General features: G+C 55.3%; 12 protein-coding genes and 1 pseudogene. 11 read left to right on the top strand and 2 right to left on the bottom strand.

Going from position 1 to position 14,180, the window contains the following annotated elements; all coding sequences use genetic code 11:
* Nucleotides 1-145 precede the first annotated feature (145 nt).
* From DV706_RS18600 to DV706_RS18580, 5 genes are all read left to right on the top strand, one after another.
* Nucleotides 146-1,615, top strand: coding sequence for a short-chain fatty acid transporter (locus DV706_RS18600; RefSeq protein WP_049889886.1), 1,470 nt, complete (start codon nucleotides 146-148; stop codon nucleotides 1,613-1,615).
* Nucleotides 1,616-1,799: 184 nt separating this feature from the next.
* A complete protein-coding gene (locus DV706_RS18595) occupies nucleotides 1,800-2,000 on the top strand; it encodes a hypothetical protein (RefSeq protein WP_006067035.1) in 201 nt (66 codons plus the stop codon).
* A 333-nt stretch (nucleotides 2,001-2,333) separates the two neighbouring features.
* Nucleotides 2,334-3,155, top strand: coding sequence for an IS5 family transposase (locus DV706_RS18590; RefSeq protein WP_136350967.1), 822 nt, complete (start codon nucleotides 2,334-2,336; stop codon nucleotides 3,153-3,155).
* A 184-nt stretch (nucleotides 3,156-3,339) separates the two neighbouring features.
* Nucleotides 3,340-5,511 carry a hydantoinase/oxoprolinase family protein gene (locus DV706_RS18585; protein ID WP_049889897.1) on the top strand — a complete coding sequence of 724 codons (2,172 nt, stop codon included), beginning with the start codon at nucleotides 3,340-3,342 and terminating at the stop codon, nucleotides 5,509-5,511.
* A gap of 144 nt (nucleotides 5,512-5,655) precedes the next feature.
* Nucleotides 5,656-8,163 carry a hydantoinase B/oxoprolinase family protein gene (locus DV706_RS18580; protein ID WP_049889884.1) on the top strand — a complete coding sequence of 836 codons (2,508 nt, stop codon included), beginning with the start codon at nucleotides 5,656-5,658 and terminating at the stop codon, nucleotides 8,161-8,163.
* A gap of 164 nt (nucleotides 8,164-8,327) precedes the next feature.
* Here DV706_RS18580 and DV706_RS21855 read toward each other — a convergent pair whose 3' ends face one another.
* Nucleotides 8,328-8,489 carry a hypothetical protein gene (locus tag DV706_RS21855; RefSeq protein WP_169331122.1) on the bottom strand — a complete coding sequence of 54 codons (162 nt, stop codon included), beginning with the start codon at nucleotides 8,487-8,489 and terminating at the stop codon, nucleotides 8,328-8,330.
* Nucleotides 8,490-8,576: 87 nt separating this feature from the next.
* Between DV706_RS21855 and DV706_RS18575 the strand changes: the two genes are divergently transcribed.
* The 5 genes and pseudogenes from DV706_RS18575 to DV706_RS18555 form a co-directional block, all read left to right on the top strand.
* Nucleotides 8,577-9,206, top strand: coding sequence for an IS607 family transposase (locus DV706_RS18575; RefSeq protein WP_006067030.1), 630 nt, complete (start codon nucleotides 8,577-8,579; stop codon nucleotides 9,204-9,206).
* Nucleotides 9,199-10,923 carry a transposase gene (locus DV706_RS18570; RefSeq protein WP_240756899.1) on the top strand — a complete coding sequence of 575 codons (1,725 nt, stop codon included), beginning with the start codon at nucleotides 9,199-9,201 and terminating at the stop codon, nucleotides 10,921-10,923. Before DV706_RS18575 ends, DV706_RS18570 begins: the two co-directional genes overlap by 8 nt.
* 529 nt (nucleotides 10,924-11,452) lie before the next feature.
* The gene (locus DV706_RS18565) at nucleotides 11,453-11,686 is read left to right on the top strand and encodes an AbrB/MazE/SpoVT family DNA-binding domain-containing protein (RefSeq protein WP_049889875.1); all 234 of its coding nucleotides are present in this window, start codon (nucleotides 11,453-11,455) and stop codon (nucleotides 11,684-11,686) included.
* A gap of 18 nt (nucleotides 11,687-11,704) precedes the next feature.
* Nucleotides 11,705-12,139 carry a PIN domain-containing protein gene (locus tag DV706_RS18560; protein ID WP_006066856.1) on the top strand — a complete coding sequence of 145 codons (435 nt, stop codon included), beginning with the start codon at nucleotides 11,705-11,707 and terminating at the stop codon, nucleotides 12,137-12,139.
* A 57-nt stretch (nucleotides 12,140-12,196) separates the two neighbouring features.
* A pseudogene (locus tag DV706_RS18555) lies at nucleotides 12,197-12,640 on the top strand (tetratricopeptide repeat protein); the annotation flags it as partial.
* A 386-nt stretch (nucleotides 12,641-13,026) separates the two neighbouring features.
* Here DV706_RS18555 and DV706_RS18550 read toward each other — a convergent pair.
* Nucleotides 13,027-13,212: a hypothetical protein gene (locus DV706_RS18550; RefSeq protein ID WP_006066859.1), complete on the bottom strand. Its 186-nt coding sequence runs from the start codon at nucleotides 13,210-13,212 to the stop codon at nucleotides 13,027-13,029.
* Between the two features lie 433 nt (nucleotides 13,213-13,645).
* On the opposite strand from DV706_RS18550, the gene DV706_RS18545 reads away from it, so the two are divergent.
* Nucleotides 13,646-13,918, top strand: a complete 273-nt coding sequence (locus DV706_RS18545) for a hypothetical protein (protein ID WP_006066860.1) — start codon at nucleotides 13,646-13,648, stop codon at nucleotides 13,916-13,918.
* Nucleotides 13,919-14,180 lie beyond the last annotated feature (262 nt).

Raw genomic sequence — 14,180 nt, 5'->3', positions numbered from 1 at the left:
TCAGTTGCATCATCTTTCAGAACTCCAGGAAAGAACAGCGCGAGCATCCTGTGAAGCTTAGTCACTGCAGCCATTTTTTAAATGGTAGTATCTTTACAACTATTTCCCCAAATCTTACATAAGATGGCTGAGTTGGTGCGTGTGCATGTCAAGTAATGACATTCAAGGATCAGCAATTGAACGGCTGGGGATACGTATCGCAAATTCCGTTGAACGGTGGATGCCAAGTCCGTTTCTCTTTGCCATTTTGCTCACGTATCTCGTATTTTTCGCCGCACTGGCTCTCGGCGAATTAGGAATCATTGAGCAAGCGGAAGGGGGAACAGCAGGGCCGTTAGGACTCGTTGACCACTGGTTTGACGGCTTTTGGGATTTCCTTGCATTTGCAATGCAGATGACAGTCATTCTTATGACTGGCTTTGCACTTGCCTACCATCCGCGAGCGAACGCCATACTCGTTCGCCTTGCAGATATTCCGTCTACACCCCCGCAGGCGGTTGTGTTTGTTGCCATCTTTTCGATGGCCATTGCATGGATTCACTGGGGTTTTAGCCTCATTCTGGGCGCGATCTTTGCCCGTGAGATGGGGAAAGTCGCCTACGAGAAAGGCATCGACGTCCATTATCCGCTACTCGCAGTGTCGGGCTACATGGGTCTGGGTCTTACGTGGCACTGGGGACTGTCAGGGTCCGGACCACTGCTGCTCACTGATGCAGCGTCAGTTGGTGAAGGGACTGTATTTGATATGCTTCCAGACGATGGTATCCCAATCACTGAGACGATCGCTCATGGGTATGGTATCACGCTGACAATCCTTTCAATCATTTTTGCATCTCTCGTCTTGTATCTAATTACACCATCTGGCGAGCAAGCCCGTGGCATCACGGAATACATTCCAGAAAGCGAACTCTTTGGCCAGGAAACAGATGGTGGTGAAGAAATTGAACACTCAGATAACGAGAAAAAGACTCCAGCAGAGCGAATTGATAATAGCTTGGTTCTCGGTGGAATTATCGGACTGACTGGATTTGTGTACGTCTTCTACATGCTCGTAACGGATGGTCTTGCTGCATGGGACCTCAATGTCATCAACTTCGGCTTCCTTATGGCAGGTGTGTTGGTCTGGACGAACCCGTCTGCATACCGAGATAAGTTTGGCGAAGCGGCGACTGCCGCTGCGGGAATCATTCTGCTGTTCCCATTTTTCGCCGGCATTCAGGGGATAATGGCTGGGTCCGGACTTGCGACGTATATTGCAGAAGTTCTCATTGATGCATCCACTGCTCAGACGTTCCCAATAATCGCGTGGGTCACTGCTGCAATCACGAACGCGTTCATTCCGTCTGGTGGTGGTCAGTGGCTGGTTCTGGGTCCGCCGTTGATGGAGGCCGCAGATGGGCTGGGTGTCGAATTCGGCCACGCCGCAATGGCGTATGCAGTTGGTGACGCACACACCAACTTGCTTAACCCATTCTGGGCTATCCCGCTTCTCGCCATTACGCGCATCAAAGCCCGTGAAATGTTTGGCTACGCTATCGTTATGCTGCTTGCACTGATTCCATTCCTCGCAATCATGCTGTTCTTCTTGCCGTACGAGGCGCTGGCTATCTTCTGATCGTAGCCTTCACCCCTCCCTATTGTTGAAAACGAACATGTTCCGTGTTCACCGAGTTTGGCGACTCACGGCTATCTCGAGAGTTGAAGCCATCTGTGGTGTGATATGTATCTTTCTCGCGGACAGGTTTGCAAAACCACGGATGACCGAATAGCATAACACACTTGAAAACATACCCCACAGTATGGAAGATTTGAGCACTGTCGAGGTTGGGGATACCGTCGAGGACTTGCAAGACGACAATGGCAAATACCGGGTTGTCGAGAAAGAAACATCATCTGTTGGGAAAATTAACGCTGTTATTGTCGAACGCATTGATGGCGAAGGGGAAGGGAAACGTCTCAGAATTCCCCAAACGGAGTGGAGCGATACGTGGACGGCCTGAATAGCCTCTACAGGCGGAGCAGGACGAGTGCTTCGGAGTCTGACCCGGAGGGAGAAGGCTGTACGATCCGATAAGCCATCAAACCATTCGAGCGGAGGCCCACGACCACGTTCCAACCCGTATACGTCTCTTCTAGTTTGTATCAGAGGATTAGGCGGTGGAGACGCTGTAGCGATGCGTGCGATCTCGGCGTTGCGCGATGATGTGAGTGGGGTCGGGTAGTCAGCAAGCCGATTCTGGCCATACTGTTTTAAAACAAAATGCTCTGTAGGATCGCTAGACAGTGTCGCTACGACTGTGATATCTCGGTAGAAAGCGAAGAGACGGAGTGTTGTGACTTCGGAATTCCGTCTCTTCACTCGTAATTCGGTGACGAAAGCTAAAGCAGTTGTCGCTGACCCCGACGAACCCGCCGACCCCGAAGGGGGTGGCGGATTCGCCGAGTGGGCAATGCTGACACTTCAGGCACTCCGCATCGAACTTGGAAAGTCCTACCGCCAGACAATCGATCTCCTCAGCGAAATGCCCGGCATTCTCGAAGAAATCGGGCTCACGCGACTCCCCCACTTCACGGTGCTTCGTGACTGGTTCGAGACCATCTCGATGGAGACCTACCGTGCGTTTCTCGGCGAGTCAGCCGAGAAACGCACTGGCCACGCAGGGATCGATTCAACCGGCTTCGACCGTGATCAGCCATCGCGTCACTACGCACAGCGAGCGCACTACCGTGTTCGCTCGCTCAAAGTCACCGCGCTCGTAGACGTGAAAACGCTGTACGTCTTCGACGTTCACTGCACCACGACGAAGAAACACGACGCGAAGATCGGGCCGCAGGTCGCGCGGCGCAACGCCGCAGACCTGCGGTCACTGGCTGCTGACCGTGGCTACGATGGTAAACCGTTCCGCGACGAGCTTCGTGCCGACGGCATTCGTCCGTTGATCAAGCATCGGATCTACTCCTCGCTTGATCGAGCACACAACGCCCGAATGAGTAGCCGCTGGTACAACCGCCGCTGGATGGTTGAGACTGTTTTCTCGTCGATCAAGCGCACGCTCGGCTCCGCCGTGCGTGCGCGAAGCTGGCAGCTCGAATTCCGGGAGATGGTGCTGAAGTGTGCCGTCTACAATCTTCGTCGAACGGTAAGATATCCGTAGAACCGACCGCTGTGTATTGGTTTCCACCGGATGGCAGAGTGAGTGAAAACGCCGAAATCAAGTCTCGTCTAGCGGTCCTACGAAGCAAAACAAAAACATATGTCAGGGTGTGTCGTGGACCGTCATCCTTGTCCGACAAGATTCGTGACAATTACTAACTTATCACATGGTATTGATGCCGTCGATGGCAAGTTCAGAAGACGATCCCACAACACAACACGACGCACAGATTCTGTCGATCGATGCTGGCGGGACGATGACAGACACGTTCCTCATGGACTCGAACGGCGAGTTCACCGTGGGAAAGGCAAAAACCACGCCAGACGACGAATCTCGAGGGTTCATCAAATCCTCCCAGGACGCCCTCGAGGACTGGGGGCTGAGCGTCGAGGAGGGGTTCCCGGACCTCGTGTCGACGGTCTACTCCGGCACGGCGATGCTCAACCGGCTCGTCGAACGGGAAAGCGAAGTCGACGTCGGCATCCTCATCACGGGCGGGATGGAGGACACACTTCGAATGGGACGTGGCCGGCAATCGTACACCGGCTACTCCTATTCGGATCGCCTCCACGTCAATACCCACAAACACCCCGAGCCGTTGATCCCGCGCAATCGGATCCGCGGCGTTCGAGAGCGTATCGACGTCAAAGGGAACACGCTGGTTCCGTTGTACGAAGATGACGTCCGTGACGGCGTCAACGACCTGCTCGACCAGGGCGTCGACCACATTGTCGTCATGTTCCTCCACTCCTACAAAAACGGGGAGCACGAACACCGGACCGCCGAAATCGCCCGCGAGATCATCGACGAGCGAGAGGCGGAGACGTCGGTCATGCTCTCGAGCGAGTACTACCCGACGCTCAAGGAGTCCGAGCGGCTGAACACGGTGACTGCGGAGGCGTTCGCCGCCGAGCCATCGCGCGACCAGCTCTCGCACATCCAGAAGGCCGTCGACGAACAGGGCGGTAACGTCGGTGTGCGAGTGATGGCGAGCCACGGCGGAACGATCGACATCAACGCGAACGAGTTGGCACGGACGCTGATTTCCGGCCCGATTGGGGGGATGATCGGGGCGAACTACTTCGGGCAGAAACTCGACTACGACAACCTGGTCTGTACCGACATTGGCGGGACCAGCTTCGACATGGGAATCATTATCGACAACGACTGGCAGATCGATTACAGCCCGGAGATGGCGCGGTTACTCCTCTCGCTGCCGATGGTGAACATGGAAAGCGTCGGTGCCGGGACGGGTAGCTACGTGCGAGTGAATCCCACGTTCGACAAGATCGAAATCGGTCCCGAAAGCGCCGGTGACCAGGTCGGCGTCAGCGCGGTCGAAACCGACGTCGAGACAGTGACGGTGACCGACTGCCACGTGGCAATGGGCTGGATCAACCCGGAGAACTTCTTGGGTGGCGACATGCCGATCGACCGTGAGGTGGCCGAGGAGGCGATCAAAGAACAGATTGCCGACCCGCTCGATATGGGCGTCTACGAGGCGGCTCAGGGCGTCATCGACATTCTCGAGAGCAAGCTGAGAAATGACCTCGAGGCCGTCGTGACCGGCGAAGGCTACGCACCGTCGAACTTCAAGTGCCTCTCTTACGGCGGTGGCGGCCCGGTTCACACGGCCGGATACACAAAGGATCTTGGCTTCGACGAGGTGCTGATTCCCGAGTGGGCGGCTGGGTTCTCGGCGTTTGGCTGTGGCGCAGCGGACTACGAGTACCGCTACGATCAGACGACCAGCATCGACATCGATCCCGATCTCTCGATGGAGGAGGCTGCGGCGACCGCCGGTGAGGCGCTGACGGAGGTCTGGAAGAACCTCGAGCAGAAGGTCGAAAACGAGTTCGAGAACAGCAATATCGGCCGCGACGATATCGAGTTCCAGTACAACATCCTCGGCCAGTATCAGGGCCAGCTCAACAGTATCGATATCGAGTCGCCGGTCGGGCGCGTCGATTCGCCGGAGAAACTCGAGCGGTTACTAGATACCTTCGAAGAGGGGTACCGCCGACAGTACTCCGAGGAGGCCCGCTCGCCGGAGCTCGGCCACACCATTACGCAGGCCTCCGTCCGCGGTGTCCGGGACGTCGTCAAGCCAGAGATTCCAACGGAGGAGCTGCAAGGGCCGGAGCCACCCGCTGACGCCTACAAGGAGACGCGGGAGGCCTACTGGGATGGCGAGTGGCTAGACACGGAGATCTACGACCTGCACGCACTCCAGCCAGGCAACGAACTCAGCGGTCCGGCGGTCCTCGAGGGCGCTGCCACGACGTACGCGTTGCCACCGGATTGCGAGACCCGGTTAGATGAACACCGTGTCCACCACCTCACCACGACCGAATAGCGCGGAAAACCGCTTTCGTACGGAGATGCATCTGCCCGTCTCCGTGACCGCCGCTCTCGAGTTCGGTCGACCGGTGTGGCAGGTGCACTGTACGAGCCCGCATCTGGCTCAGAACAGATGTGACGAAATAAACACGATCCCACCATGAGTACGGAACAAAACGACGGGGAAAGTTTCCCCCGGATGCGACGCGAGAAGGAACGGGTCCACGAACAACAGAAAGAGGGTGTCGGAATCGGCTGGGACGGCCAGACGCTTCGCGAACAGTTCGAAGCCCTCGAGGAGAAAACCGAAGAGACGGGCCACTACGCCGGCTTCGAGAAACTCGAGCTGAAACAGAACAATCCGATCCAGTACGAGCAGATGTTCGCCCAGCTCCGTGGCGACCTCGTGAACGCACGTGAAACCTCAAAGGAGGTCGCCGCGACGCCGATCGTCGAGCAGGAAGGCGAACTCTGTTACGGCCTCTTTACCCCGGAAGGCGATTCGATCGCCGTCTCGACGGGGATCATCGTGCACATCCACACGATGAGCGAGGCGATCAAGTACATGATCAACCACGACTACGAGGAGAGTCCGGGGATCGAGCCCGGCGACATCTTCGTGAACAACGACACTCACGTCGGCGACGTTCACGCGTGCGACATCATGACGCTCATCCCCATCTTCCACGACGGGGAGATCGTCGCCTGGGCTGGCGGCGTCAATCACGTTATCGATACCGGTGCGATTGGCCCGGGAAGCATGAACGTCTCGCAGGCGTCTCGCTTCGGTGACGGTGCCTACTACACGGCACGCAAAATCGGTGAAGATCTCAAACTGTACAACTCCTGGAAGAAAGATTACCCGGACAAGACGCGAACGCCGGACTTCCTGAAACTCGACGAGCGGACGCGGATGACCGGCTGTCTGATGATCCGCGATGCGGTCAAAGACATGATCGATGAGTACGGCGTTGAGCAGTTCAAACAACTCTCGCGTGAAGCGATCGAGGACGGGCGCCGTGGCTTCCGAAACCGTATCAGGAAGACGATGCTGCCCGGCACATATCGCGGAGCCTCCTTTGTCGACGCCCTCTACGAGGGACAGGACAACCTGACCCGTGCGTATGCGGACGAAAACCATCTCATGCACGCACCCTCGGAACTGCACGTCCGCGAGGACGGCTCATTTCAGGTGTCCTTCGAGGGCGCCAACAAGTGGGGATGGCATCCGTACAACTGCACGCCCGCGGCAATTCAGGGCGGGATTTGGGTGATGCTCACCCAAACAGTGATCCCGAACTCGAACGTCAACGACGGCGCGTACTACAGCTGTGACTTCCACCTGCCGGTCGGCTCGTGGGCCAACACTCAGAACACGGAAACCGCCCACGCCTACGCCTGGCACTTCCTGGTGTCGGCGTGGGCCCCGCTCTGGCAACATCTCTCACGCGGGTACTATGCACGCGGATTCTGGGAGGAAATCAACGCCGGGAACGCCAACACCTCGAACTGGCTGCAAGGCGGGGGCATCGATCAGTTTGACAAACTCCACGCCGTCAACTCCTTCGAATCGGCCTGTGAGGGTGTCGGCGCTCGCTACGTCGAGGACGGCGAGCCACACGCGTCGGCGGTCTGGAACCCCGAAGGCGATATGGGCGATGCCGAAGCGTGGGAGAGGGTCGAACCGCTCCCGTTTCTCGGACGAGCGGTCAAACCGAACACCGGCGGTGTAGGGCGTCGGGCAGGCGGGGCCGGCTTCGAGTCTATGCGAACGGTCAAAGACGTCAGCAGGTGGCTGCTCTACGAGATGGGCAACGGCTACATGACCAGTGACGGCGGCCTCTTCGGTGGCTATCCCGCTGCGTCGGGCTACATCCTCAACGCTCGAGATACAGACCTCGAGGAGCGTTTCGAGAACCAGGAGGATTACCCACAACACGACCTCGATCCCGAGAGCGGCGACTTCGAATCGAAAATCGACGGCAAGATCACACGCCGGCCGGAGGGGATCAGCACGCCCAAGGAGTTCGACGACTACGATATGTATCTGAACTACCTCCGTGGCGGCTCGGGGCTTGGTGATCCACTGGAACGCGACCCTAATGACGTCCTCTCAGATATCCACGACGGCTACGTCCTTCCCCGACACGCGGAAGATGCCTATGGTGTCGTCGTCGAGAAAGTCGATGATGAAGCCCAACACAACTCCGCCGTCCAAGGCGAGTGGGAACTCGACGAGGAAGCGACCGAAACGCGTCGCCGAGAGATGCGCACAGTGCGAACTGAGAAAGCACAGCCGGTCTCCGAATGGTATGAAGAAGAACGTGAACGCATTCGCAACCAGAGCGACCTCATCGACGACGTAAAAAAGACCTACGAGAGCAGTATGCGGATGAGTCCCCAGTTCGCCGCCTTCTTCCGTAGTTTCTGGGACCTGTCAGATGATTTTGCGTTCGACCTCAGCGAGCAAGCACAAAAATCACTCGACAACCGGTTCGACTCCGGACTCCGACCGATGTGGGACAGTCACACGCGGGGACACAAAACGTGGAGCGATGTTGCTGACGAACCATATGTCCCGTACACGTGGACAGACCGTTCTATTCAGGACCTCTCCGGACCGAAATCGACGTTTGCAAACCGGGAACGAGCCAGCGACGATGATTGAGACGGCCTGTTGTCAGGAGTTCCCGGCACGACCGCGAGCCGTCCAGCGGCTACGCCGGACGGAACTGGCAGGAGTACGCCAGTTGACGGTCAAGTAATGTCAATGCTCACGTCCGTTAGCGTCGGGTTCTCAGTGTTGTCGACCGCTGTGTAAGTACAGATGCGCTATTCTTCAGGGGTATCCATTGAGCGGTAGATTTGCGAGCGTAATTCAGACGCTCGGTCTTCTTCGATTATATTTTCATCCTCCAGTTCGTCGACAATTCCGGATATTGCATCGCATAGCTTCTCTGGGTGGTCAATGCGGATATTTGGTTGATCTTCCATACGGGGCCTCCCACATCGAGGGTATTCAATAAAAGGGGTAGCGTAACAGCTACGAAAATCGAAAACATTAAGCAGTAAACAGCAGTAATGGCAAAGGTGTACTCCGTCGGCGAGTTCGCAGATGAGATTGGAGTCCACCCAGAAACCGTCAAACGCTGGTGTAGAGAGGATAAACTCAACTACACTCGTACTGCTGGCGGACACAGACGAATCCCTCACTCAGAACTCCAACACCTCGAAGGAACCACCCACCCACGAACCGACAAAGTAGCCATCTACGCCCGCGTCTCTGGACACGGACAGAAGAAAGATGGCGACCTCGACAGACAACTCAACACACTCAAAGAATACGCACACGACCACGGTTGGAGCATTGAAAACCAATACACCGACATCGGAAGCGGACTCAACGAAAACAGACGCGGATTGAACAAACTCTTAGATGATGCCGAAGACGCCGACTACGGTCGCATCCTCGTCACATATCAAGACCGACTCACTCGATTCGGACACTCATATGTAGAACGCCTACTCGACCAACACGGCGTCGAAATCACTGTCATCAACGAAGAAACCGATAAGACGGCACACGAGGAGCTTGTCGATGATCTTCTCCAACTCGTCGCTAGTTTCGCAGGCAAACTGTACGGTATGCGCTCATCCAAACGAAAGAATTTGGTTGAAACTGTTGAATCTGAGGTGAATACGAGTGAGTAGTCATCTCTCACTCCCACTCCGCTTGCCAGATGAACAGCGAGAGCGATACAACCGGCTCGACACGCTCACCACGCAAACAGCGAACACGCTCATCGAGCAATACTGGACACCAGACCACCTATCTGAGATTCACGAGTCCTCGCATCAAGCGTGGAAATACTTTGACGAGCAAACCGCGTTTGACGAGTTCGACATCTACCTACCCAGTCGATACAAACGCTGTCTCTTACAAAAAGTCGGAGAAACACTCCGCAGTCACGCTGACAAACGAGACGCTTTCCAGACAATCAAACCACTCCTCCCAGACCACAAGATTCGACGCATCCACACCCGACGAATCAAAGAGCGACTCTGGGATTCGGACGAATACCTGTCTTCGGGCTACGTAGACGCACTAATCAACCAGTTGAACGCCTACTACGACGTTCACGGCGAATATCCAGACACGTACTTTGACTTCCAAGACTGCCCAGAATACTCCTCTGGCGTGTTACCGTATTCGGCGGATGATGGCCCTACCAGCGGACAGGCCATCAAATACCAGTACGATGAATCCACGCAACAACTCACTGTCGAACTCAAAACACCTGATACACTTGAAGCCGAAACATGGGGCGACTGGACATGGACAGAATACACCGTGGATGGCTACGACGCCTTCCACGAGTTAGTCGAACACGGGAGTCTTTCCGCCCCGTCATTCCAACCCAACACGTCGAAACGGGGCACTGAATACTACGAGTTGTCGTTCCCCGTCGAAGTCGAACACACAGACACTCCTGACGACGTTGAAACTGTGTTGGCGATTGATGGCGGTCTTCGGAAAGATGCAACCGCTGTCGTCGTAGACAACGAAGGAGAACAACTCTCCACCCCGTATTTCATCCAGAATACGGAACGAGAGAGGATGCGGAACCTGAATCGGGAGCGCAACCAACTCAACTCAAAACTCGCAGACCTCCGCCGACAGGGACGCGACCATACAGACTACTTTAAACACATTCAATCGGAGTATGAGCGAGTGAACAACAAGACTCGGCACAAGCGAGAACAACTTGTCCACGACGTCTCCAACCAAATCCTCGCACTCGCCTTAGTGTACGACGTGGGCGCTATCGTACACGAAGACCTGCGGTCACTCTCCCCACCACGTGGTGAAGGACAGCTATCATGGGAACTGTCGTCATGGGCACGTCGAGAGATTATCGAGAGCATCGAATACCGAGCCGATATTGCTGGTATTCAGGTTGAACGAGTGTATGCAGGGAACACGAGTCGGTCGTGTCCTCGCTGTGGCTCTACAGGACATACAACGAAATCGCCTGACCACTACTACGAGGTCTGGCACGGCGGTCACTTCCGTTGCGACAACACTCGGTGTGGCTTTCAGGCTGACCGTGATTACGTTGGCGCTGTCAACGTGGCGCGAGTGTTCTTTGCGGAATCGGACTCGCTGGACTCTGATTTCACATCTTCCTATACGGGAGATTTTGAAATCGAGCTAGCTGGTCGTTCCGCTGGCTCGTGTCCTATGTTCGGTGATTCGCTTATCGCGTATACTGGACAGTTGAGAGTGACTGCTGGTGGCGGGTCGGCGTTTATCGCGCCCGCTGTCACTCCGAATGGGACGAAAAACACTGGCAGCAATTATTCCGTGTCAAGCCCAGCGACACACAGGTATTCTCTCTTCGTGAGAGATGCTGCTGTTTGCTGCTGAAAATTGGAACGGTACTTCACGGACCTCACTTGGATGTTAAAATTCCAAAGGGACTCATAACGGATCGCCAGTAGCGGCGTCTCGCCATCCTGTCGTCAGCGTTGCAGCACCCAGTGACTGATTCTCAAGACAGACGCTGCAATCCCCGGTGAGATGACGGTCTCGAATGGAGACAGCGCCGGAGACAGCTGACGTCCGCGGCTAGCCATCGACACCGGTTCGACTCTAGCCTCGAGAGAGGAAAAAAACTCTCAGGAAACAACGCTCGATACACACAATCGCGGTTGGGTGGTGGGTTGGGTAGTCGTGGGTATCCCTTCTCGAGCAGTCTCGGCAGTCAACACAGGAGACGCCCTCGCTGGTGAATCTGGAGACGACAGGTGTCCACGGGCTCGAGCATCGTGTGCACCGGACTCGAGTGTGAACCGTCTCGGGGCTTGACCCCGATGTGAAGGCCGTAAGTCCGATTAGCTGAGTTATAGTGTAACGGCACACTATCTTTTTCAGGATGGGACTCTATCTGTTGATTATGAGCAGCGACCACACTAACGCCGAAAGCAAGGTCTCGGGAAACCAGGCGAATATTCCCGCTCGAATTCGCCGTGAACTCGAGATCGATGATGGTGATCACCTTCGCTGGCAAATCGAAGATGATGGGAGCATTCGTGTTCACGTCATTCAGCAGCAAACAGGAACGTTTGCCGAGTTCGATGGGTACGACGGAGAGACGGCGACGGATGTGACCGCCGAACATGACGCTTGAGGCGTCGACACCGAGTAGATGCCACGCGCACTGATTGATACGACTGTTCTCTTTGCAGCAGCATATCGCCGGGACAGCGCACATGACGATGCGCTTCCAATTGTACAGGGAATCGACAGTGGATCGCTCCCAGAAGCAGTCGTCCTCGATTACGTCCTCGCAGAAACACTCAACGGCCTTACTACTCATGCCGGGCACGATGCAGCTGTCGACCTTCTCGACCGAATTGAGGAAAATGCTCGCTTCCACATTGAGTCACTCAATATGGACGCCCTCGCGACAGGGAAGGCGCTATTCAGACAGCACAAACCGTTGTCGTTCGTTGATGCATGTATCATCGCGTACATGCAAACCGAGGGACTCGGCTACCTCTATGCGTTCGATGACGATTTTGATGCTGCTGACGACGTCTATCGACTCAACGCTGCAACAGATCCGTACGACCCGAAGTGAGCTACCTCACTTGACTCGCTCACGGCCGACGTCGTCCGCTCCTTGAGGGCGGGATGTGACCTCGAGGCTTTCATTCGATCGCTCGACAGCGATCTTGCCACCGTCGCGCAAGAGGATCCAGCATATCACGAGCACCGACTCGAGTTCTGTCGGGAAGTCTGTGAGCAGTTTCCGGATGCATCCGACGAGTTCCTCCTTGACTTTCACCACTTCGTCGCCGACTCGCTCGCGGAACTGGACAGAACTGCCGACAGTAGGGCTGAATTCGAGTTGCTCATCGAGGAGTATCCCGAGGATCCCTGGGCGTACAAGAAACTGGCGGATAGCTACTGGCTCGAGGACCCAGACGAACTAACGAGAGAGGAGATGGAACGCACTGCAGAACTGTACCGAGCGGCACTGGACGCCGCTGGTCCTCTGGAGGGAGCGTCGATGGTAGCCGAGCGCTATGAGGAAGTAGAACGTCGACTAGCTGATAGAGAAACGTCCAACCCAGAGTGAGCGTTTGAGCACGAGAACTTACTTGTTCAATGACGCACTATATGCTTGTAGAGGAGCACACTCCCGTACACCATGGAATTCGAAGAACAACTTCGGTCGCTGGAAGAACGGTATGACATCTCCGAGAGCGAACGTGCTCGGGAACTCGGACGGACCGTTGCCCAGCTGCGGGACTAACGCGTACGTCTTACTCGCTAGATTCCAGATACTCGAGGAACTCCTGTTTGCCGACTCCATTCTCAATCACCTATGCCAATAATGAGCTCGTGGAAGTGTCGCCGCTCACGCTCGAAGAGTTGCGCGAGATAACAATGCCCGTTGTTGGTGAAAATAGCCACCCCGAAAAAATACAGAAGCTTTCAACTTACTAATATTCTCTTAAACACTTATCTCGATCTCCCAATCTCGAGTGCTGAAACTGCGGCTTCAGGATCAACGTCGTACTCAATAAGGCGATTGGCAGCTAACTGCCATGCTCGTTCTGAGAGTTCAGGATCGATCTGTTCGAAGTGCACCGAAAACTCGGTAAGTGCAACAGCGATCAAGAGGTCATCGCGCTTTTGGGTGGACATCAATGTAGTTTGCCTCGCTTTGATATCTATACCGCAGTATCGGTCCAGAAACGTCGGCAAAAGACCGACGTTGGAGCTCCCCTCGTGGGAATGGTAGTGGTGGTGGTTCCCAATTCAAGGGACTGTTAGAGATCGGCTGTCGCTCAGATCGTCGACAAAGACCGATCTCGAACAGTGGCGGGGACGATGTCTCAGGTGCGAGTACTATCGGCATAGACAGTACACAATCCCTCGCCATCCGAATTGTTTGTTTTTGTGAATATAAAAATGTTGGATTGGTAATATTATTCTGAATCACTAGACGGTAAATAATGTTATAGATGTGAAAGGACCATCTTCGCATTCGGAACTATTCTTTTGGAATTTACTGATGAAACCGATCCAACAGACACTGTTAAGGGAACAACTATCGAAATGACCATACAGAACTGCAATGGCTGGCATTACAGATCCACGACCACCACTTCCGGAGTGGATCCTCAAGTGCAACGATCTACTGTGTTCCCATACATCTCAGCCAGACCGTGGAAAAGCTGCTGTTCGAGTGATCGAGCACGACGATGCTACCGACGTGCTGCTCTCTGATTCAGAGTTGGCACTCGAGCAACGGGACGTCGAGTACGCGCTGACGCGGCTTCTCGAGCGAGGCTACTTCTACGAAGTTGAAGACGAACTTCGGGTCACCTCCCCAGAAGAGCAGTGTTAGCTGTTATTGAGGGCGCTAAGCCCCCTTCCTCAGCGAGCGTCGAAGACGCGAGCAGGGAGGGATACAGCGCCCGCACGTCTTGTTTTCGTGTGAATCGGCATCCTTACTACCTTGGCGGTCGAAAAGGGTAGTAAGATGCTCACCACGCTTCCGACGTTGTTCAAACGCGACAAAAAGCGTGCATCGTCGGCTGTGGTCGAGTGTCGAGCCGGTAGGAGTGGGACACTCCGAACCACCTGTAAAGGGAAGTCGCCTGCGGAGT

It is taken from the genome of Natronorubrum bangense (genome assembly GCF_004799645.1).
In the GTDB taxonomy this organism is placed as follows: domain Archaea; phylum Halobacteriota; class Halobacteria; order Halobacteriales; family Natrialbaceae; genus Natronorubrum; species Natronorubrum bangense.
Note: the sequence above shows the minus strand (reverse complement) of the source record. Positions and strands in the feature narration are given on the sequence as shown.